Source organism: Pseudomonas furukawaii (assembly GCF_002355475.1).
In the GTDB taxonomy this organism is placed as follows: Bacteria; Pseudomonadota; Gammaproteobacteria; order Pseudomonadales; family Pseudomonadaceae; genus Metapseudomonas; species Metapseudomonas furukawaii.
Genome location: NZ_AP014862.1, coordinates 4,601,349 through 4,620,397, shown reverse-complemented (window position 1 = coordinate 4,620,397; position 19,049 = coordinate 4,601,349). Strand labels below are relative to the sequence as shown.

The 19,049-nt window shown below is 67.2% G+C and carries 19 protein-coding genes; 1 reads left to right on the top strand and 18 read right to left on the bottom strand.

The genetic code is table 11. From position 1 onward, the window contains the following. From KF707C_RS21305 to ribBA, 4 genes are all read right to left on the bottom strand, one after another. The gene (locus KF707C_RS21305) at nucleotides 1-957 is read right to left on the bottom strand and encodes an ABC transporter permease (protein WP_036992315.1); all 957 of its coding nucleotides are present in this window, start codon (nucleotides 955-957) and stop codon (nucleotides 1-3) included. Further along, a complete protein-coding gene (locus KF707C_RS21300; protein WP_003450455.1) occupies nucleotides 942-1,967 on the bottom strand; it encodes an ABC transporter substrate-binding protein in 1,026 nt (341 codons plus the stop codon). The genes KF707C_RS21305 and KF707C_RS21300 overlap by 16 nt, the downstream gene beginning before the upstream one ends. Before the next feature lie 716 nt (nucleotides 1,968-2,683). After that, nucleotides 2,684-3,787 carry an IS110 family RNA-guided transposase gene (locus KF707C_RS21295; RefSeq protein WP_036992720.1) on the bottom strand — a complete coding sequence of 368 codons (1,104 nt, stop codon included), beginning with the start codon at nucleotides 3,785-3,787 and terminating at the stop codon, nucleotides 2,684-2,686. A 215-nt stretch (nucleotides 3,788-4,002) separates the two neighbouring features. Continuing rightward, complete coding sequence (gene ribBA, locus KF707C_RS21290; RefSeq protein ID WP_003449578.1) at nucleotides 4,003-5,112, bottom strand: bifunctional 3,4-dihydroxy-2-butanone-4-phosphate synthase/GTP cyclohydrolase II; 1,110 nt, start codon at nucleotides 5,110-5,112, stop codon at nucleotides 4,003-4,005. 78 nt (nucleotides 5,113-5,190) lie between these two features. On the opposite strand from ribBA, the gene KF707C_RS21285 reads away from it, so the two are divergent. Next, nucleotides 5,191-5,481, top strand: coding sequence for a DUF1330 domain-containing protein (locus KF707C_RS21285; RefSeq protein WP_003449579.1), 291 nt, complete (start codon nucleotides 5,191-5,193; stop codon nucleotides 5,479-5,481). A gap of 85 nt (nucleotides 5,482-5,566) precedes the next feature. On the opposite strand, the gene KF707C_RS21280 is transcribed toward KF707C_RS21285, so the two are convergent. The 14 genes from KF707C_RS21280 to purU all read right to left on the bottom strand — a co-directional run bounded on the left by KF707C_RS21280 (nucleotide 5,567) and on the right by purU (nucleotide 18,851). Next, nucleotides 5,567-6,130: an NUDIX hydrolase gene (locus KF707C_RS21280; protein ID WP_003449580.1), complete on the bottom strand. Its 564-nt coding sequence runs from the start codon at nucleotides 6,128-6,130 to the stop codon at nucleotides 5,567-5,569. Nucleotides 6,131-6,134: 4 nt separating this feature from the next. Beyond that, entirely contained in the window at nucleotides 6,135-6,887 is a 753-nt protein-coding gene (locus KF707C_RS21275; protein ID WP_003449581.1) for a GntR family transcriptional regulator, read from the bottom strand. 83 nt (nucleotides 6,888-6,970) lie between these two features. Beyond that, nucleotides 6,971-7,360 (bottom strand): carboxymuconolactone decarboxylase family protein, encoded by a 390-nt coding sequence (locus tag KF707C_RS21270; RefSeq protein WP_003449582.1) that lies wholly within the window; start codon nucleotides 7,358-7,360, stop codon nucleotides 6,971-6,973. Between the two features lie 88 nt (nucleotides 7,361-7,448). Next, complete coding sequence (locus KF707C_RS21265) at nucleotides 7,449-7,934, bottom strand: flavin reductase family protein (RefSeq protein ID WP_003449583.1); 486 nt, start codon at nucleotides 7,932-7,934, stop codon at nucleotides 7,449-7,451. Nucleotides 7,935-7,946: 12 nt separating this feature from the next. Further along, complete coding sequence (locus tag KF707C_RS21260) at nucleotides 7,947-9,428, bottom strand: aldehyde dehydrogenase (protein ID WP_003449585.1); 1,482 nt, start codon at nucleotides 9,426-9,428, stop codon at nucleotides 7,947-7,949. Continuing rightward, complete coding sequence (locus tag KF707C_RS21255) at nucleotides 9,425-10,258, bottom strand: alpha/beta fold hydrolase (protein ID WP_003449586.1); 834 nt, start codon at nucleotides 10,256-10,258, stop codon at nucleotides 9,425-9,427. Before KF707C_RS21255 ends, KF707C_RS21260 begins: the two co-directional genes overlap by 4 nt. 25 nt (nucleotides 10,259-10,283) lie before the next feature. Further along, nucleotides 10,284-10,874 carry an amino acid synthesis family protein gene (locus KF707C_RS21250; RefSeq protein ID WP_003449589.1) on the bottom strand — a complete coding sequence of 197 codons (591 nt, stop codon included), beginning with the start codon at nucleotides 10,872-10,874 and terminating at the stop codon, nucleotides 10,284-10,286. 218 nt (nucleotides 10,875-11,092) lie between these two features. Next, nucleotides 11,093-11,881 (bottom strand): IclR family transcriptional regulator, encoded by a 789-nt coding sequence (locus KF707C_RS21245; protein ID WP_003449592.1) that lies wholly within the window; start codon nucleotides 11,879-11,881, stop codon nucleotides 11,093-11,095. A gap of 110 nt (nucleotides 11,882-11,991) precedes the next feature. Further along, nucleotides 11,992-12,561: a sarcosine oxidase subunit gamma gene (locus tag KF707C_RS21240; protein WP_003449594.1), complete on the bottom strand. Its 570-nt coding sequence runs from the start codon at nucleotides 12,559-12,561 to the stop codon at nucleotides 11,992-11,994. A 3-nt stretch (nucleotides 12,562-12,564) separates the two neighbouring features. Then, nucleotides 12,565-15,462 (bottom strand): FAD-dependent oxidoreductase, encoded by a 2,898-nt coding sequence (locus KF707C_RS21235; protein ID WP_004420931.1) that lies wholly within the window; start codon nucleotides 15,460-15,462, stop codon nucleotides 12,565-12,567. After that, nucleotides 15,459-15,761, bottom strand: coding sequence for a sarcosine oxidase subunit delta (locus KF707C_RS21230; protein ID WP_004420932.1), 303 nt, complete (start codon nucleotides 15,759-15,761; stop codon nucleotides 15,459-15,461). Before KF707C_RS21230 ends, KF707C_RS21235 begins: the two co-directional genes overlap by 4 nt. An 80-nt stretch (nucleotides 15,762-15,841) precedes the next feature. Then, nucleotides 15,842-17,083, bottom strand: a complete 1,242-nt coding sequence (locus KF707C_RS21225) for an FAD-dependent oxidoreductase (RefSeq protein ID WP_004420933.1) — start codon at nucleotides 17,081-17,083, stop codon at nucleotides 15,842-15,844. Continuing rightward, entirely contained in the window at nucleotides 17,065-17,988 is a 924-nt protein-coding gene (gene folD, locus KF707C_RS21220; RefSeq protein WP_096368054.1) for a bifunctional methylenetetrahydrofolate dehydrogenase/methenyltetrahydrofolate cyclohydrolase FolD, read from the bottom strand. Before folD ends, KF707C_RS21225 begins: the two co-directional genes overlap by 19 nt. Further along, a complete protein-coding gene (gene purU, locus KF707C_RS21215; RefSeq protein WP_003452212.1) occupies nucleotides 17,985-18,851 on the bottom strand; it encodes a formyltetrahydrofolate deformylase in 867 nt (288 codons plus the stop codon). The genes folD and purU overlap by 4 nt, the downstream gene beginning before the upstream one ends. Nucleotides 18,852-19,049: the final 198 nt, after the last annotated feature.

Here is a 19,049-nt window from a genome sequence, read left to right as displayed (position 1 = left end):
TTACCTCGCGGTACTGGAAGCCACCGGGGATTCCGGTTGCAGCTTCAGGTAGACGTAGAACAGGGCCAGGGTGATGGCGATCAGCAACGCGGCGGCGGCGCTGGCCAGGCCCCAGTTGAGGAAGGACTGCACCTGCTGGACGATGAACTCCGGCAGCATCATGTTCTGCGCGCCACCCAGCAGGGCCGGGGTGACGTAGTAGCCCAGGGACATGACGAAGACCATCAGGCCACCGGAGAACAGGCCCGGACGGCACAGCGGCAGGAACACCCGGAAGAAGTTGGTCCAGGGGCTGGCGCCGCAGATGGAGCCGGCCTGCAGCACCAAGGGGTCGATGGCGGACATGGTGGCCTGCAGGGGCAGGACGATGAACGGGATCATGATGTAGGTCATGCCGATCACCACGCCGGTGAGGTTGTGCACCATCTCCAGGGGCTGGTCGATGATCCCCAGGGCCATCAGGGTCTTGTTGATCACGCCGGAGGCCTGCAGCAGCACCAGCCAGGAGTAGGTGCGCGCCAGCAGGCTGGTCCACATGGACAGCAGGACGATGTTCAGCAACCAGCGGCCCCAGCCATTGGGCACCAGGGTGATCACCCAGGCCAGGGGGAAGGCCAGCAGGACGCTGATCAGGGTCACCAGGCCGCCGACGGCGAAGGTGTTGAACAGCACCCGGGCGTAGGCCGAGTTGGCGAACAGTTGCTCGTAGTTGCCCAGGCCCGGGGTGGGCTCGAGCACGCCGCGCAGCAGCAGGCCGATCAGCGGGGCCAGGAAGAACAGGCCCAGGAACAGCATCGCCGGGATCAGGTTGCGGGCACCGCGCCAGCGCAGCGCGGTCTGGTTGTCATGCTTCATCGACGCAGCCTTGGAGTCGGAGCCGCCGGAAGCGCGGGCTGCGCCTCCGGTGGCCTTGGCCGGGGTGGGCTGGACGGCCGCCATCTTTACTTGACCAGCCATTCGTTCCACCGCGCGGCAATGGCCGGACCGTTCTTGGCCCAGTATGCGTAGTCGAGGGTGATCTGATCCTTAGCGTAGGCGGTGGGCAGGTTCGGGGCGAGGTCGCCCTTGAGCTGGCTCAGGCTGTCCACATTCACCGGGGCGTAGGCGGTGAGGTTGGCGAAGTCGGCCTGGCCCTTGGCGCTGCTGGCGGCGGCGAGGAACTTCATCGCCGCGTCCTTGTTCTTGGCGCCTTTGGGGATCACCAGGAAGTCGGCCATGACCAGGTTCTGCTTCCAGCTCACGCCCACCGGCGCGCCGTCCTGCTGCAGGGCGTAGACGCGGCCGTTCCAGAACTGGCCGAGGGTGGCTTCACCGGAGGCGAGCAGTTGCTGGGACTGGGCGCCACCGCCCCACCAGACGATGTCCTTCTTGATGGTGTCGAGCTTCTTGAAGGCGCGGTCCAGGTCCAGCGGGTAGAGCTTGTCGGCGGGCACGCCGTCGGCCAGCAGGGCCAGCTCCAGCACGCCGGGGCTCGGCCATTTGTAGAGGGCGCGCTTGCCCGGGTAGTTGGCGGTGTCGAACAGGGCGCTCCAGTCCTGGGGGGCGTTGCCGCCGACCTTGCCCTGGTTGTAGCCGAGCACGAAGGAGAAGTAGAAGGAGCCGACGCCGTGGTCGGAGACGAAGCGCGGGTCGATCTTGTCGCGCTGGATGACGCTGAAGTCCAGGGGCTCCAGCAGGCCTTCGGCGGCGGCGCGCAGGGCGAAGTCCGCTTCCACGTCCACCACGTCCCACTGGACGTTGCCGCTTTCCACCATGGCTTTCAGCTTGCCGTAGTCGGTGGGGCCGTCCTGCACGACGCGAATGCCGCTTTCCTGGCTGAAGGGCTCGGCCCAGGCCTGTTTCTGCGCATCCTGGGTGGTGCCGCCCCAGCTGACGAAGCTGAGGTTGTCGGCGGCGATGGCGGCAGTGCCGGACAGGGCCAGGAATGCGGCGGTGAGCACCGCGGTTGCACGTTTTTTGAACACCATCTTGCTTGCCCTCATTGTTGTGTTTGTACGCAAGCGGGCCTTTCGTATGCCCGCTTATCAGGAGCAGTGGACCCCATGGGGGCCGTCAAGGGCGGCCGTGTCGAGTGCTCTTGTTCATGCGGATCCCGGATGGGCGCACTCGCAAAAAATCTCCGGCCTACGGAATGTCATATTATGGTATTCCAAACTTTCTGCAAGTCCTTCGCCCTGCCGGTCATCGCCGACGGTTGCAGAAATGGAGGGTTTCGCGCGGCGGGTCAGGTGCAGCGCGTAATTGGATGGGTAGAGCGCAGCGAAACCCATCGCCGTGGCCGCACCGGACCTCGCCGGTGGGTCGGTGCAGCGTGACCCACCCCATAAGCGTGCTGGCGAGCGGTCCGTAGGATGGCGTAGAGCGCAGCGAAACCCATCACCGTGCCCACGACCGGCCCCGATGGTGGGTCGGTGAAGCGTGACCCACCCTATGTATGGACTCGCCTTTTACTGTCAACCCGCTTTGAACAGAGAAACCCGGTTGCATCTATGTATCAGGCCTCAGCAAGGGAGCCGCAAAGGGGCTCCGGGCCAACATTGTCTGAGCTCGCGCCGTGCCAATTACGAAGAGGCTTAGGGGCCAGTAGGATGGCAGGCATCATCGCGCGGCGGTCTGACCTGGGGTCAATGTTCTCAGCAGCGGTTGAGGCGCTCAGCGCCTCGGTGGCGGGATCTCGTGGGATCTATTCGGCTATCGTTGCTCCCGGTTGGACAGAGGGATTACGGCAGTAGCGGGCGTCCGACTGCAGCAGCACCCAGACGATACGCAAGTTGCGGTTGGCCAGACGTATGGCCGCCCCCTTGCGTCCGTGCCGCTGCATCCAGCGGTTCAGCCGACGGTCGTCCACTTCCTCGGAGTCAGCCTTGAGCGTGCGGAGCACCGCATGGGCGCCCTCGACCATCAGGCTGCGCAGATAACCATCACCGCGTTTGCTCATCTTGCCGAGCCGAACCTTCTGGCCGCTGCTGTGCTGATCGGGTACCAGGCCAAAGTAGGCCGCGAACTGGCGTGCATTCGGGAAGCGCGCGGGCTCGACCTGCTTGGCGACCAGGGCAGTGGCGATGATCGGCCCAACCCCGCGCACGCTCATCAGTCGCGAGGCGGTCTTGTCCGCGTGCGCACATTGTTCCAGCCGTTTGGTCAGCAGCAGGAGACGGCCTTCCAGAGCCTGCCATTCCGCCTGCATATCGGCGATCAGCTCACGCAGCAGGTCTGGCAGCGGCAACGTGGCATCCTCCAGAATCCGGCTCACGCGGTCGCTGAGCGCTGCAGCGCCTTGCGGGATCGCCAGGCCATGCTCGAGCAGCAGCCCCCGGATTTGATTACCCAGCGTCGTCCGGCGCCGTATGTAGCCCTGTCTGACCCGATGCGCCGCCTGCATGGCCAGGGCCTCCACGGTTTTCACCGGTACGGCATGGATGGTGGTATCGCGTCCGGCGCGCAAGATCGCCTGCGCATCGTTGCGATCGTTCTTGGCACCACTGCGGTGCTCGGCGACTCGCTGTGCGGGTAACAAGCGCACCTGACAACCCAGGGCCTGCACCTGTCTTGCCCAGGCTTGTGCGCCCGGCCCGGTCTCCAGCAAGACCGTCGCGCCCTTGGCGATCTGGTACAAAAACCTCGAGAACGCCTCGCGCGACTGGAGACGCTTTTCGTACACCAGCTCTCCGTGCGCCTCTTCGCCGGCGATTTGGAACACCTGCTTGGCCAGATCAACAGCGACTGTCGTGCACAGAGAGAGCGTTTCCGGGTGTGCAGCTTGCGGTTTCGTCGTACGCTTTTGCATGGCCTTGCCCTCGCTGTCGGTGGTTATCGTAGGGTGCCACCGTGGCGCGCTCGACGCCTCGGCGAGGGCGAGTCCATCCAATTACGAGAGCCGGCTCGCGCCCGTAGGATGGGTAGAGCGCAGCGAAACCCATCAGCCCACCACCCGCGATGGGTCCTGCTTCGCTCACGGAACACCGCCCGTCCCCGGCTGCGGAAGGGCGCGGCGCGGGCGGATCACCCCTCGAACGGCAGGGTGTCCACCACTTCCAGGTCGTAGCCGGTGAGGCCGGCGTACTTCAGCGGGGCGCCCAGGTGGATGAGCTTGCCCACGCCCAGGTCCTGGAGGATCTGCGCGCCGGTGCCCACCTCGGAGTAGATGCGCGACTGCGAGCGGCTGAACTGCCGGCGTGGCTGGGTCAGCTGCGGGACCCGCTCCAGCAGGGCCTGGGACGACTCGTTGTTGGCCAGCACCACCACCACGCCGTGGCCCGCCTCGGCCACTTTCTCCAGGGCGGCCCAGAGGGTCCAGTTCTTCGGCCCGGTGTACTCGGCGCCCACCAGGTCCCTGAGCGGGTCGATCACGTGGACGCGCACCAGGGTCGGTTCGTCGCGGCGGATCTCGCCCATCACCATGGCCATGTGCACGCCGCCCTCGATGCGGTCCTCGAAGGTCACCAGGCGGAAGGTGCCATGCACCGTGGGCAGTTCCCGTTCGCCGATGCGGGCGACGGTGTGTTCGGTGCTGAGGCGGTAGTGGATGAGGTCGGCGATGGTGCCGATCCTGATGCCGTGCTTCTCGGCGAAGGCCTCCAGGTCCGGGCGTCGGGCCATGGTGCCGTCGTCGTTCATCACCTCGACGATCACCGACGCCGGGCTGAAGCCGGCCAGGCGCGCCAGGTCGCAACCGGCTTCGGTGTGCCCGGCGCGGGTCAGCACGCCGCCTTCGCGGGCGCGCAGGGGGAAGATGTGCCCGGGTTGCACCAGGTCCTCGGCCTTGGCGCCGGGCGCCACGGCGGTGAGCACCGTGTGGCAGCGGTCGGCGGCTGAGATGCCGGTGGTGACGCCGCTGGCGGCCTCGATGGAGATGGTGAAGGCGGTGGAGAAGACGCTGCCGTTGGCCGGCACCATCTGTTCCAGGCCCAGGCGCTGGCAGTGTTCGTCGGTGAGGGTCAGGCAGATCAGGCCACGGGCCTCGCGGGCCATGAAGTTGATGGCGGCGGGGGTGCAGGCTTCCGCGGCCAGCAGCAGGTCGCCCTCGTTCTCGCGGTCTTCGTCATCCACCAGGAGCACCATCTTGCCCTGGCGGTAGTCTTCGATGAGGTCTTCGATTCGATTGAACGGCATGTCGGCACCTGGAGCGCTAGCGGTGATTGAATTATGGTATACCATCATACCAAATTAGCCGAAACAGCAGAGGTCGCCATGAAGGCTTACTGGATTGCCCACGTCGATGTCACGGACCCGGAGCGCTACAGCGAGTACACCCGCCGCGCACCGGCGGCGTTCGCCAGGTATGGCGGTCGCCTGCTGGCCCGGGGGGGACGTTCGCAGGCAATGGAGGGGCGCGCCACTCCCCAGCGTAGCGTGGTGATCGAGTTCGATTCCTACGACCAGGCCCTGGCCTGCTACCACTCGGCGGAATACCAGGAAGCCTGTGCTTATCGCCAGGGCGTGGCGAAGGCGGAGGTGATCATCGTGGAGGGTGTCGAGTAGGTTGTGGCCGTTCGTAGCCCGGATTAAATCCGGGCTACCGGCGGTGCGCGCGGCGCACCCTGCGAGTGGCAGCCGTGTTCCTGCCCTAGCGGATGAAGTGGATCTTGCCGCTGTCGTCGTTGCCCATGTAGATGCCGTACACGCCGGCCTGGCGCTCCTCGATGTAGCGTTCGAGGATCTGCCGGATGGCCGGGTAGTAGATGCTTTCCCAGGGAATCTCTTCCGGCGCGAAGAAGCGGTAGTCCAGGGTTTCCGGGCCGTGCTGGCCGGTCACTTCCAGGGCGATGGCGCGGAAGATGATGTACACCTCGCTGATCTTCGGCACGCTGAAGATGGAGTAGGGCGAGACGATCTCGGCGCGAACGCCGGTCTCTTCCCAGACCTCCCGCAGCGCCGCTTCCTCGGTGGTCTCGCCGTTCTCCATGAAGCCGGCGGGCAGGGTCCAGGTGCCGGGGCGCGGGGGGATGGCGCGCTGGCAGAGCAGGTACTTGCCGTCCTGCTCGATGATGCAGCCGGCGATGACCTTGGGGTTTTCGTAGTGGATATAGCCGCAGGCGCCGCAGACCAGCCGCGCGTGGGTGTCCCCGTCGGGCTGCCGGCGGTCCAGGTCGCCTGAACCGCACTGGGGGCAGAAACGCGGGGCGGGCATGGCGTCAGCGTCCGATGCGCGGATCTTTCAGGGCGATGGGGCTGGCGATCTCGCGTACCTCCCCTGCGTCGTCCTGCTTCGAACGGAGGTAGTCCAGGGCCACCTTGGCGGCGGCGCGGACATGGTCCACTGAGGCCTGGTGGGCGACGAGCGGATCGCCGCTCTTGATGGCCTCGACGATGCGTTCCATCTCCTGGTTGCTGGCGCCCCGGCGGTTCTGCTGGGACACCGAGGTGGCGCGCAGGTAGCTGATGCGTGCCTGCAACTGGCGCAGCTGGGTGGCGGCGATGTGGTTGCCGGAGCCTTCCAGCAGCACGTCGTAGAAACGCTGGACGGATTCCAGCACCTGCTGCAGGTCGCCTTCCTCCAGGGCCTCGCGGTTCTCCTCCAGGGCACGCTCCAGGGCGCGGATGTCCTTGGCCTTGGCGTTGAGGGTGAAGAGCTGGACGATCAGCCCTTCCAGCACGCAGCGCAGCTCGTAGATGTCGCAGGCGTCCTCGAGGGTGATGATGGCCACGCGCGGGCCCTTGGCGTCGGCGAACTCCACCAGGCCCTCGGATTCCAGGTGGCGCAGGGCTTCGCGCACCGAGGTGCGGCTCACGCCGAGGCGGTCACAGAGATCGCGTTCCACCAGGCGGTCGCCGGGCAGCAGCTGGAAGTTGAGGATGGCGCCGCGCAGCTTGTCGAGGACGATCTCGCGCAGGGTGACGGGGTTGCGATTGACCTTGAAAGTGTCGTCGATGGGCTGGCGTTTCATGGGGTCCGCTCTGGTTCTGGCTGTCCGTAGAAAAACAACGAAGGAGCACCCGCAGGTGCTCCCTCATCAGTTCTTGCTGGCGCTCAATCCCGGGCCTCGGCATCGGCTTCGGCGAAGGCCTCGCGGGCGATGCGGAAGCTGTCCACCGCCGCCGGCACGCCGCAATAGATGCCGACCTGCAGGAGGATCTCGCGGATCTGCTCGCGGGACAGGCCGTTGCGCAGGGCGCCGCGAACGTGAAGCTTCAGTTCATGGGGTCGATTGAGCGCCGAAATCATCGCCAAGTTTATCATGCTGCGTTCTTTCAGCGATAAGCCGTCCCGCCCCCAGACATGGCCCCAGCAGTACTCGGTGACCAGTTCCTGCAGCGGCCGGGTGAAGTCGTCGGCGTTCTGGATCGACTTGTTCACATAGGCCTCGCCCAGCACCTGGGTGCGGATTTCCAGGCCCTTTTCGTATTTTTCGTTGCTCATCGTGGACTCCTTTTCTTCTGTAGGAGCTGGCTTGCCAGCGAAGGCTCCCGGGACGGGTTCGCGAGCGAGCTCGCTCCTACACAGTCGTTCAGGCGATCTCCGGCAGGGCGCCGAGCTTGCCCCGGTGGTAGACCATCGGGGTGACCGGCTCCTTGGGCAGGATCAGGTTCTTCACCGCGCCGACGATGATGGCGTGGTCGCCGCCGTCGTACTCGCGCCACAACTCGCACTCGATGATGGCGGTGGCCTTGTTCAGCAGCGGATTGCCGCGCTCGCTCAGGTGCCACTCGATGCCCTTGGCCTTGTCCTTGCCCTTCTTGGCGAAGGCGTAGGCCTCGGCCTGCTGGTCGGCGCAGAGCAGGTGAATGGCGAACTGCTTGCTGTCCCGCAGGATCGGGTAGGTGTCCGAGGCGTAGTTGGGGCAGAACAGCACCAGGGCCGGGTCGATGGACAGGGCGCTGAAGGCGCTGGCGGTGATGCCGACGATGTCGCCTTCCGGGTCCAGGGTGGTGACCACGGTCACGCCGGATGGGAAGGAGCCCATCACTTCTTTGTAGATGCCGGGTTCGATCATGGCGGGCTCCTCTCAGCGCATCACGAAGGGGTCGGGCATGGGCGCCTGGGAGAGGTTGATCCACACCGTCTTCAATTCGGTATAGGCCAGCACCGAGTCGATGCCGCTCTCCCGGCCGTAGCCGCTGTTGTGGAAGCCGCCGATGGGGGCCATGGCCGAGACCGCGCGGTAGGTGTTGACCCAGATGATCCCCGAGCGCACGTCACGGGCCATGCGGTGGGCGCGGCCCAGGTCGCGGGTCCAGATGCCGGCGGCGAGGCCGAACTGGGAGTCGTTGGCGATCGCCAGGGCCTCGGCCTCGTCCTTGAAGCGGATCACCGAGGCCACCGGGCCGAAGACCTCTTCCTGCATGATCTTCATCGAGTTGCGGTCGCACTCGAACAGCGTCGGCTCGTAGTACCAGCCCTTGGCGTCGATGGCCGGGCGCTTGCCGCCCATGCGCAGGCGTGCGCCTTCGGCGACGGCGTCGGCCACCAGGCCTTCCACCACGGCCAGTTGCTGGGCGGTGGCCATGGGGCCCATCTCGCTGGCGTCGTCCTGGGGATTGCCGATGCGGATGCGCTGGGCGCGTTCGATCAGCCGGCCGACGAACTCGTCGTAGATGCCGTCCTGCACCAGCAGGCGCGAACCGGCCACGCAGCTCTGCCCGGAGGCGGCGAAGATGCCGGCCACGGCGCCGTTGACGGCGCTGTCCAGGTCGGCGTCGGCGAAGATGATGTTGGGGGATTTGCCACCCAGCTCCAGGGACAGCTTGGCGAAGTTCTCGGCGCTGCTGCGGACCACGTGGCGCGCGGTGGCGGCACCGCCGGTGAAGGCGATCTTGCGCACCAGCGGGTGGCGGGTCAGGGCGGCGCCGGTGCTGGGGCCGAAGCCGGTGACCACGTTGACCACGCCCGCCGGGAAGCCGGCTTCCAGGGCCAGGCGCGCCAGTTCGAGGATGGTCGCCGAGGCGTGCTCGGAGGGCTTGAGCACGATGGTGTTGCCGGCGGCCAGCGCCGGGGCCAGCTTGATCGCGGTCAGGTACAGCGGGCTGTTCCAGGGGATGATCCCGGCCACCACGCCGATGGGCTCGTGCACCGTGTAGGCGAACATGTCCGGCTTGTCGATGGGCAGGGTGCCGCCTTCCAGCTTGTCCGCGAGGCCGGCGGTGTAGTGGAAGAATTCCGGCAGGTAGCCCACCTGGCCACGGGTTTCGCGGATCAGCTTGCCGTTGTCGCGGCTTTCCAGCTGGGCCAGGTGCTCCTTGTTCTCGGCGATCAGGTCGCCCAGGCGGCGCAACAGCTTGCCCCGCGCGGTGGCGGAGAGACCGCGCCAGGCCGGGCTCTCGAAGGCCTGCTGGGCCGCCTGCACGGCGCGCTCGACATCGGCCTCGTCGGCGTCGGGCAGTTCCGCCCAGGGCTCGGCCAGGGCCGGGTTGAGGCTTTCGAAGGTCTTGCCGGACAGCGCGTCGACCCACTGTCCGCCGATGCACATCTGGAAGCGTGCGAGGGTCATGCGACTATCCCCTTTGCTTGATTCTGGAAAGGCTCCGCCTGCCGGAGGAAGTCCAGCAGCATCTGGTTCACCAGGCGCGGCGACTCCACCGGCATCATGTGGCGCTGTTCCTCCAGCACCACCACCCGGGCGCCCGGAATGCGCTCGGCCAACTGGCGGGCCATCTCCGGCGTGGAGCCGGGGTCCAGTTCGCCGGTGGCCACCAGGGTCGGGACCTGGATGCCGCCGAGGTCGTCGGCGCGGTACATGTCCTGGGTGGCGAAGAGTTCGTAAGTCGTCAGATACCCCTGCGGATCGTTGCTGGCAAGGGTCTGGCGGATGGCGGCGATCTGCGCCGGGTTGGCCGCCTGGTATTCATGGCTGAACCAGCGCGACAGGGCCGCTTCGGCGTTGGCGTCCGGGCCGTGCTCGGCGGCCTGGCGGGTGCGTTCGATCACCCCGGCGCGCTGCTCGGCGCTGCGGTTGAAGACGCTGTTGAGGATCACCAGTCCCTCCAGGCGCTCCGGGTGGTGCAGGGCGAAGGCCCTGGCCACCAGGCCGCCCATGGAGAAGCCGATGACGGTGGCCCGTTCCAGCTTCAGGTGCTCCAGCAGCTCGCGCAACTGCTCGGCGTAGCCGGCCAGCCCCGTGCCCGGATCGGGGCGCGGGCTGGCGCCGTGGCCCAGCATGTCGTAGGCGATGACCTGAAAGTGCGGGGCCAGGCCGACGATCTGGCCTCCCCACATTTCCTTGTTGAGGCCGACGCCGTGGATCAGCACCACGGGGTGGCCTTGGCCGGTCGCCAGGTAGCTGGTGCCGGCCGGGGTGCGTTCAGCGGTGAGCCGAATCATGGATCGCTCCTGCACGGGCCTTGGTTCACTGGGCCTGCTCGGCGGCCAGTTCTTCCAGATCGATGTAGCGGTTGCCGATGCGCGGGTGCAGGCGGCCACCGTCGGCGGCGCCCAGGACCACGATGATCTCGTCGGCGCGGGGTGCGTCCTCGATCTGCATTTCCAGGGTGATGTAGTGGGAGCGCAGGCCCTCGTCGTCCTTGTGCATCATCGGGATCTGGATGGAGGTGCCGGGGCCGCCGCGCTTGTTGGTGAAGCTCAGGTAGCTCTTGGCATTCACCGCCTGGCGGTAGTGGTTGCCGAAACGCAGGGTGTGGATCACGGCGGAGGCGTGCTCGATCTCGCCGTCGGCGCCCACCACGGCGGCCTTGCCGTAGGCCTCGATCCTGTCGGCGCCACCGATGGCCGCGGTCAGGCGTTCCACCATCAGCGCGCCCAGGTCGGAGCAGTTGGCCTTGATCTCGGGCTTCAGGTCCTCGACGAAGCCACGGCCCAGCCACGGGTTCTTGATCACCACGGCCAGGCCCACCATGGTCACCGGCTTCTCGGCGGCCTTGCCGCCCTCGATGAAGGTTTCTTCCACGTAGCTGACGATCTTGCGGATTTCGAAGCTCATTGGGCTCTCCTGGTTGGGGAAGTCTCTTGCTGTCTGATGGTATACCATAATATTGAATATGCAAGAGCCAGGGGCCAGGGGAGAGCAGGGCTTGGCGACGGAAGGTCATGCAGGCCGGGAAGGGCGCGGAAGCATAGGGGAGAATATGGAATACCGTGATACGGGATCCCGATGACGGTGCGCGGCGGGAATGGATGGCGCGGGGGGTTGTGACGCGATCAACCCGCTGCGCTGTACCCCAGCTGTGCCGAGATGGCTGCCGCGCACTGGAACAGCGCCTGGAGGAAGGTGGCCTGGGCCTCGGGGCCATCCATCACCGCGTCGGGGCCGGAGAGGTTGATGGCGGCGACCACCTGGCCGTTGTGGTCGCGGATGCCGGTGGCGATGGCCGTGGAGTAGTCGGAACGGTGCAGCACCCAGCCGCGTTCGCGGTCCCGGGCGATCAGCGCCTGCAGTTCCGGCAGGGTGCGGGGGGCGGGCGGCGGGTAGTCGTCCAGGCGCAGGTGCTGGTAGAGCAGGCGCAGCCCGGCGTCGTCGAGGGCGGTGAGCAGCACCCGGCCCAGGGCGGTGCCGTGGCAGGGCAGACGGGTGCCGATGGGGATGTTCACCGTCAGCCGCTGCGGCGCGAAGGCGCGGTAGAGGTAGAGGCTGTCGGTGTGCTCGCGGATGCTCAGGTGGCAGGACAGCGAGGTGCGGTCGCGCAGGGCGTTGAGCTGAGGCATGGCCACCTCGACGATGTCGCGGCTGGCGAGGTAGGCGAAGCCGTCGCGGATCACCTGGGGGCCCAGCTCGAAGGCGTTGCGCCCGACCTTCTGCAGGTAGCCCATGTCCACCAGGGTCTGGACGATGCGGTAGAGCGCCGAGGTGCTCACGTCCAGGCGTTCGGCCATGTCGGTCATCGCCAGCACCCGCTCCCGGGCGTTGAACAGGCCGAGGATGGTCAGCCCGCGCTGCAGGGCGGGCACCCGGTAGTCCGTATCGCGTTCCGGGGTTTCGATGGCGGTCATGGGGTTCCTCCGATCAGGTGGGCTCGGCGTAGGTTGGGCAGAGATACGAAGCCCAACGATCAGGGCCCGCTGTGCGCGCCATGCTGGGCTTCGCTCCGCTCTGCGCCAACCTACGAGAGCAGGGCGTCCAACCCAACCGGCTGGCCGCCGAACTCGTCCATGGCATCCAGCATGGCGCCCTGGAAATATTCCAGGGACGGCCGGTCGCAGAGGATATGGAAGCGCGGCAGCTCGTCCGTGCCGACGTTGATCAGGATGACGTTGATCCGCGCCGCCGAGGTCTGCGCCACGCTGCCGGCGGGGAAGGCCTGGGGCCGCAGGTCGACGCCGCAGACCTTGGCCATCACCTCCGCCACGTGGCACCCGGACAGTTGCAGCCAGGCGTGGCTGTCCTGGCGCGGAAGCAGGTAGTTGGCCGCGTCCGTCAGTTGCCAGCCGGCTTCCTCGGCGGCGATGCGCGCGCCCCGGTCCGCCAGGCTGCCGAGCAGCAGGTACTCGGTCTGCGACAGCCGCGCCACCCAGCCGCCGTCGGGCTGGGCCAGGGCGCGGTTGGGCGCCTCCGGCAACTGGTAGCCGCGTGTGCCGAGCCATGCGGCGCTGTCCAGGCCACGGAAGCCGACCCGGGGCAGGTCGGTGAGGTCGACGAGCGCACAGCGCTCGATGGGGTTGAGACTGGTCATGGCTCAGAGCTCCTGGCGCAGGTTGGCGGGGTCATAGAAGGGCAGTTGCACCACGGTGGCCTGGACCACGGCACCACCTTCGACGCGGATCGGGATCAGCGACCCCGGCTCGGCCTGGTCGGCCCCGGCGTAGGCCAGGCCGATGATCCGGCCGAGGGTGGCCGAGTACTCGCAGGAGGTGACGTTGCCGCTGATGTCCGGCCCCTTCAGCACCAGGTGGCCTTCCAGCGGCTGCGGGCTGCCCTTGGGCAGGGTGAAGCCCACCAGTTTGCGCTTCAGCGGCTGGCGTTCGAGGATCTCGATCGAGCGCTTGCCGACGAAGAAGGGCTTCTTGCGGCCGATGGCCCAGTCCATGTCGATCTCGCCGGGGTGGGTCATGCCATCGGTGTCCTGGCTGATGATCAGGTGGCCCTTCTCCAGGCGCAGCAGGCGCTGGGTCTCGACGCCGAAGGGGCGGATGCCGAACTCGGCGCCGGCGTCCATCAGGGCGTCCCACAGTGCGCCGCCGTGGCGGGCGGGTACGTGGATCTCGTAGCCCAGCTCGCCGACGAAGCCGACGCGCATCAGGCGCGCGGGGATGCCGGCCACGGTGCCGGTGCGCAGGGCGAGGTAGGGGAAGCCCCCGGCGGACAGGTCGACGTCGCGGCAGACCTTCTCCAGCACGCGGCGGGAGAGGGGGCCGGCGAGGTTCACCGCGGCCAGGGCGGCGGTGACGTTGGTGATGTCCACCTGGAGGCGCCACTGGGCGTTCCACTTGAGCATCTGCTGGTAGATGCGGTCGACGCCGCTGGTGGTGGCGGTGACGTAGAAGTGGTTCTCCGCCAGGCGGCCGCAGACGCCGTCGTCGATCACCACGCCGTGCTCGTTGGTCATCAGCGCGTAGCGGGTGCGGGCCACCGGCTGCTTCCTGAAGGGCAGGGTGTACATGCGCTCCAGCAGCTCGGCGGCGTCCGGGCCGCGCAGGTCCAGGCCGCCCAGGGTGGAAACGTCGATCAGGCCGACCTTTTCGCGCACATGGCGGGCCTCTTCCTGCATGCAGCGTTCGCGGTCCTCCGGCTTGCCGTAGTAGGCCGGGCGCTGCCAGATGCCGGCCGGCATCAGCTTCGCGCCGGCGGCCAGGTGGCGGCTGTGCATCGCGGTCTGGCGGTAAGGGTCGAAGGCGCGGCCGGCGACGTGGGCGAGCTTCTCGGCCTCGAAGGGCGGACGCGCGGTGGTCACGCCGGTTTCGCTGATGCTGCGGCCGGTGGCCTGGGCCACCAGGCGCGCGGTGGGCAGCGCCGAGTGCCGCCCCTGGGACGGTCCCATGCCGACGGTGGAGAAGCGCTTGACCAGTTGCACGTCGCGGTAGCCGTGGCGGGTGGCGTTGACGATGTCGCGCACCTGCAGGTCCTCGTCGAAGTCGACGAAATCCTTGCCCTTGGGGTGGGGGAAGATCGGCCAGTCGAAGTTCACCCGGGCCTCGCCACGGAAGCTCAGGGCGCCGATGCCGGCGTCCAGGCCCAGGGCGGCGACGGCCTCGGCTGCGGCGCGGGCGCCGTCCTGCAGCACGTTGTCCAGGTGGTGCCGGCCGTTCACCGAGCCGGCGATGTCCAGGCCGTCCGGCAGGCCGCTGATGGCGAACTCGGCGCGCGGGTCGTCGTAGGTCAGCTTGCCGCCGGCCTGGCAGAGCAACTGGTAGACCGGCATGTAGCCGGCGGACATGCACAGCAGGTCGCAGGCCAGCAGTTGGCCCTGGCTGGCCACCTGGCCCTGGGCGGTGATGCGGCGGATGTCGACGCCGCTGACATGGCGCAGGCCTTTTTCATGGAGCGCTTCGTAGACGGTGCTGCCCAGGTGGCAGGGGATGCCCTGCCTTTCCACGGCGATCTGCAGTGCGCCGTCCGCGGGCTGCGGGCGCATGTCCACCAGGGCGGCCACCTGCACGCCCTGCTCGGCGAGGTCGAGGGCGGCCAGGTAGCCGTCGTCGTTGCCGGTGAGCACCACGGCGCGCTGGCCGGGCTTGACCGCATAGAGCTTCATCAGCCGCTGGGCGGCGCTGGCCAGCATGACGCCGGGCAGGTCGTTGTTGCGGAACACCACCGGCTGGTCGAAGGAGCCGGCGCTGACGATGCAGCGGCGGGCGCGCACCTTGTACATCCGCTTGCCCTGGATCACCGGCAGGTAGTGCTCGGTGAACCAGGCGTTGCAGGTGGCTTCTTTCAGCACCTGGATGTTGGCGTGGCCTTCCACGGCCGCCACCAGCTCGCGGCGCAGGTGTTCGGCGCGGCGGCCTTCCACATCGAAGCGGGCGTAGGTGAGCGAGCCACCGAGCACCGGCTGCTGCTCGATCAGCAGCACCTTGGCGCCGGCGTTGGCGGCGGTCAGGGCGGCGGAAAGCCCGGCCGGGCCGGCGCCGACTATGGCGACGTCCACGAACAGGTAGGCCTTGTCGTAGTACTGGGGCTTGAAGTCCAGGTTCAGCACGCCGAGGCCGGCTTTCTTGCGGATCAGGGGTTCCCAGACCTTCCACATGCCCCTGGGCTTGTAGAAGGAGCGGTAGTAGAAGCCTACCGGCATGAACTTCGAGAACTTGCCGAGGTACGCGTCGCGGTCGTTGTCCAGCGAGCCGTTGAAGTTCTGTCCGGTGACGCTCAGGCCGGCGCTGATGGCGTGGGCATCGGCCAGCACATTGGGCTCGTCCGGCAACTGCACCAGGGTGTTGGCGTCCTGGCCGGCCAGGGTCAGAGGCCCGCGCGGGCGGTGGTACTTGAAGGAGCGCGAGAGCAGCCAGCGGCCGTTGGCCAGCAGGGCGCTGGCGATGCTGTCGCCGGCCAGGCCCTGGTAGTCACGGCCATCGAAGCTGAAGCGGAGCGGCTGGTCACGGTCGATCAGCAGCCCCATGGGGGCGGGGAGGCGGCTCATCCGGCGATCTCCTGGGCGAGGGGGGCGAACTCGACCCGCTGGGTGAAGACTTCCTTCGGGTCGAAGGTGCGAACGATCTGGTCGGTGACGGTGTGGCGCTCGGCGATGAACCAGTAGCTGGAGGCGTTGTGCAGCCACCACTCGCGGACGATGCCGGCGCGGTTGTCGCAGTTGAACACGTAGTCGGCCCACTCGGCGTCGCTGCAGGTGGCCGGGTCGGGCATCACCTTGAATTCGCCGCCGTAGGTGAATTCGCTGATGTTCCGTGGCCCGTTCAATGGGCAATTCATGATCTTCATAGGCTTCACTCCCTAGCGATCAAGGCTGCGGTAGTCGGTAATCGTAGGAGCGAGCTCCGCTCGCTCCTACGGGGGATTCCTTAGTGGCTGGCGGCGGTGGCGCCCATCTCGTTGACCTGCTGGAAGGTGCTGAAGCGGTCCAGGGCGAAGGGCCTGATCAGGTCCGGCACCTTGCCGCCGCTGGCCACCAGTTCGGCCATGGTCTTGCCGCAGATGGGCGTGGACTTGAAGCCCCAGGTGCCCCAGCCAGCGTCGAGGTAATAGTTCTGCACCGGGGAGAGGCCCATGATCGGGCTGTAGTCCGGGGTCATGTCGGTGATGCCCGCCCATTGGCGCATCAGCTTGGCGTTGGCCATGAAGGGGAACATCTCGATGGCATGGGCCAGCAGGCTTTCCTTCAGGTCCAGGGTCGAACGGGTGTTGTACAGCGGGTAGGGGTCGGAACCGCCGCCGAAGACGATCTCGCCCCGGCTGGTCTGCTGCACGTAGCAGTGCAGGGCGGAGGAACTCACCAGCGGGTCGAGGAAGGGCTTGAACGGCTGGGTCACCATGGCCTGCAGCGGGTAGGTGTGGATCGGCGCGCGGATACCGGCCTTGGCCAGCAGCAGCGAGCTGGCGCCGGCGATGGCCTGCACCGCGCAGCCGCACTTCACCGTGCCGCGATTGGTCTTCACGGCGGTGATGCGGCCGTGCTCGATCACCAGGTCCTGCACCTCGGTGAGCTGGTGGATTTCCACGCCGCGCTTGGCCGCCTGCTTGGCGTAGCCCCAGGCCACGGCGTCGTGGCGGGCGGTGGCGCCGTCGATGTGCCAGAGCCCGGCCAGCACCGGCAGGTGGCCGGGGTCGAGGTTCAGGGTCGGCACCAGCTCGCGGATCTGCTGGCGGTCGATCATCTCGGTGCGTCCGCCGAAGTGCCTGTTCACTTCGGCGCGCTGGCGGAAGGCGCGCACCGTGGCGTCCGTGTGGGCCAGGGTGAGCTGGCCGCGCTCGGAATACATGATGTTGAAGTCGAACTCGTTGGAGAGGTTCTGGAACAGCTTCACCGACTCGGCGTAGAAGCGCACGCCCTCGGAAGTGAGGTAGTTGGAGCGGATCACCGCCGTGTTGCGCGCGGTATTGCCGCCGCCCAGGTAGGCCTTCTCCAGCACCGCCACATTGGTGATGCCGTGGTACTTCGACAGGTAGTAGGCGATGGCCAGGCCATGGCCGCCGCCGCCGATGATCACCACGTCGTAGGAGGGCTTGAGCTCGGTGGGCGGCGGCAGGTCCACCTCCACCGGGTATTCGGAGCTCAGGCCGTATTTCAGGAGATTGAAAGGCATGGCGCCTCCGGATGCTGGACGGTTGCGGGCAGGTCGGAATGCTGCAGGCGAGCTGCGGCCAGGGTGTTCTTCATCAGGAAGGCGATGGTCATGGGGCCGACGCCGCCGGGAACCGGGGTGATGGCGGCGGCCCGGGCGATGGCGGAGTCGAAATCCACATCGCCGACGAGGCGCGAGCGGCCGCCTTCGTCGATGCGGTTGATGCCGACGTCGATGACCACGGCGCCGGGCTTGAGCCAGTCGGCGTCCACCAGGCGCGGCCTGCCGACGGCGGCGACGACGATGTCGGCCTGGCGGCAGAGGTCCTTCAGGTTGGCGCTGCGGGAATGCACCACGGTCACGCTGCAATGGGCCTTCAGCAGCAGGGCGGCCATGGGCTTGCCGACGATGTTGGAGCGGCCGATCACCACGGCGTGCTTGCCGGCGAGGTCGCCGCAGCTGTCCTGCAGGAGGCGCAGGCAGCCGGCCGGGGTGCAGGGCGTGAGCACCTCGCGGCCCTGGCTGAGTCCGCCGACGTTCTCGGCGTGGAAACCATCCACGTCCTTCAGCGGGCTGACGGCCTGGAGCACGCGGGCTTCGTCGATGTGGTCCGGCAGCGGCAGCTGGACCAGGATGCCGTGGACGTCGGGGTCGGCATTGAGGTTGTGGATAAGGTCCAGCAGCTCGGCCTCGTCGGTCTCGGCCGGGCGCCTGAACTCCAGGGAGCGGATGCCGCATTCCTCGGCGCGCAGCACCTTGTTGCGCACGTAGACCTGGCTGGCCGGGTCCTGGCCGACGAGGATCACCGCCAGGGCCGGGGCGACGCCCCGGGCCTTCATGGCCTGCACCTCGGCGCTGACCTCGGCCAGCACGCGGGCGGCGGCGGCCTTGCCGTCGATGATCTGTACGGGGGCTTGTGCGTTCACCGGAAGATCACCGTGCGGTCGCCATTGAGGAAGACGCGGTGCTCCAGGTGGTACTTCACCGCCCTGGACAGGGCCACGGTCTCGGTATCGCGGCCGATGGCGACCAGATCGTCGGGCAGGTAGGCGTGGTCCACGCGCTGCACTTCCTGCTCGATGATCGGGCCTTCGTCGAGGTCGGAGGTCACGTAGTGGGCGGTGGCGCCGATCAGCTTCACGCCGCGTTCGAAGGCCTGGTGGTAGGGCTTGGCGCCCTTGAAGCCGGGGAGGAAGGAGTGGTGGATGTTGATGGCGCGGCCGGAGAGCTGCTTGCAGAGGTCATCGGAGAGGATCTGCATGTAGCGGGCGAGCACCACCAGCTCAGTGCCGGTTTCCTCCACCAGTTGCAGTAGCGCGGCTTCCTGCTGGGCCTTGGTGTCCCGGGTGACCGGCAGGTAGACGAAGCGGATGCCTTCGCGCTCGGCCATCGGGCGCAGGTCCAGGTGGTTGGAGACGATGGCGGTGATGCGCATGTCCATCTCGCCCTTCTGGTGGCGGTAGAGCAGGTCGGCCAGGCAGTGGTCGTACTTGCTGACCATCAGCAGCACGCGCATCGGTTGCGCGGTGCCGTGCAGGGACCATTCCATCTCGAAGCGGCGAGCCACGGTGTCGAAGCCCTGTTCGACCTCGTCGATATCGCCTTCGTACCGGTCGTTGAAGCGGAACACCGCGCGCATGAAGAAGCGGCCGCTGGTGTCGTCGTCGAACTGGGACATCTCGCTGATGTAGCAGCCCTTGTCCGCCAGGTAGGTGGTCACCGCCGCAACGATGCCGGACGTGGCCGGGCAACTGACCTTGAGGATGAAATGGCTGGTGGCGTGTTGCATGTCGGGTCCTCGGTTGTGGGGCGGCAGCTCATCGCAAGGCGGGAAGATTGCATGGGCGAAATGGGATTTCGCGGGCGAATTATTTTTACTGTCAGGAAATTAAAATTCCTGTGGCGCTTTTATAGGCGAAGTGAGGGTGCAGGTCTAGCCTGTTGTGAAAATTTTTATCCTGTCAGGAAACTTTTGTCGCGTTAGCGA

Bases quoted from the DNA above. Each gene is read 5' to 3' on its own strand.
- KF707C_RS21305 (WP_036992315.1), bottom strand. From the start codon at position 957: ATGGCTGGTCAAGTAAAGATGGCGGCCGTCCAGCCCACCCCGGCCAAG.
- KF707C_RS21300 (WP_003450455.1), bottom strand. From the start codon at position 1,967: ATGGTGTTCAAAAAACGTGCAACCGCGGTGCTCACCGCCGCATTCCTG.
- KF707C_RS21295 (WP_036992720.1), bottom strand. From the start codon at position 3,787: ATGCAAAAGCGTACGACGAAACCGCAAGCTGCACACCCGGAAACGCTC.
- ribBA (WP_003449578.1), bottom strand. From the start codon at position 5,112: ATGCCGTTCAATCGAATCGAAGACCTCATCGAAGACTACCGCCAGGGC.
- KF707C_RS21285 (WP_003449579.1), top strand. From the start codon at position 5,191: ATGAAGGCTTACTGGATTGCCCACGTCGATGTCACGGACCCGGAGCGC.
- KF707C_RS21280 (WP_003449580.1), bottom strand. From the start codon at position 6,130: ATGCCCGCCCCGCGTTTCTGCCCCCAGTGCGGTTCAGGCGACCTGGAC.
- KF707C_RS21275 (WP_003449581.1), bottom strand. From the start codon at position 6,887: ATGAAACGCCAGCCCATCGACGACACTTTCAAGGTCAATCGCAACCCC.
- KF707C_RS21270 (WP_003449582.1), bottom strand. From the start codon at position 7,360: ATGAGCAACGAAAAATACGAAAAGGGCCTGGAAATCCGCACCCAGGTG.
- KF707C_RS21265 (WP_003449583.1), bottom strand. From the start codon at position 7,934: ATGATCGAACCCGGCATCTACAAAGAAGTGATGGGCTCCTTCCCATCC.
- KF707C_RS21260 (WP_003449585.1), bottom strand. From the start codon at position 9,428: ATGACCCTCGCACGCTTCCAGATGTGCATCGGCGGACAGTGGGTCGAC.
- KF707C_RS21255 (WP_003449586.1), bottom strand. From the start codon at position 10,258: ATGATTCGGCTCACCGCTGAACGCACCCCGGCCGGCACCAGCTACCTG.
- KF707C_RS21250 (WP_003449589.1), bottom strand. From the start codon at position 10,874: ATGAGCTTCGAAATCCGCAAGATCGTCAGCTACGTGGAAGAAACCTTC.
- KF707C_RS21245 (WP_003449592.1), bottom strand. From the start codon at position 11,881: ATGACCGCCATCGAAACCCCGGAACGCGATACGGACTACCGGGTGCCC.
- KF707C_RS21240 (WP_003449594.1), bottom strand. From the start codon at position 12,561: ATGACCAGTCTCAACCCCATCGAGCGCTGTGCGCTCGTCGACCTCACC.
- KF707C_RS21235 (WP_004420931.1), bottom strand. From the start codon at position 15,462: ATGAGCCGCCTCCCCGCCCCCATGGGGCTGCTGATCGACCGTGACCAG.
- KF707C_RS21230 (WP_004420932.1), bottom strand. From the start codon at position 15,761: ATGAAGATCATGAATTGCCCATTGAACGGGCCACGGAACATCAGCGAA.
- KF707C_RS21225 (WP_004420933.1), bottom strand. From the start codon at position 17,083: ATGCCTTTCAATCTCCTGAAATACGGCCTGAGCTCCGAATACCCGGTG.
- purU (WP_003452212.1), bottom strand. From the start codon at position 18,851: ATGCAACACGCCACCAGCCATTTCATCCTCAAGGTCAGTTGCCCGGCC.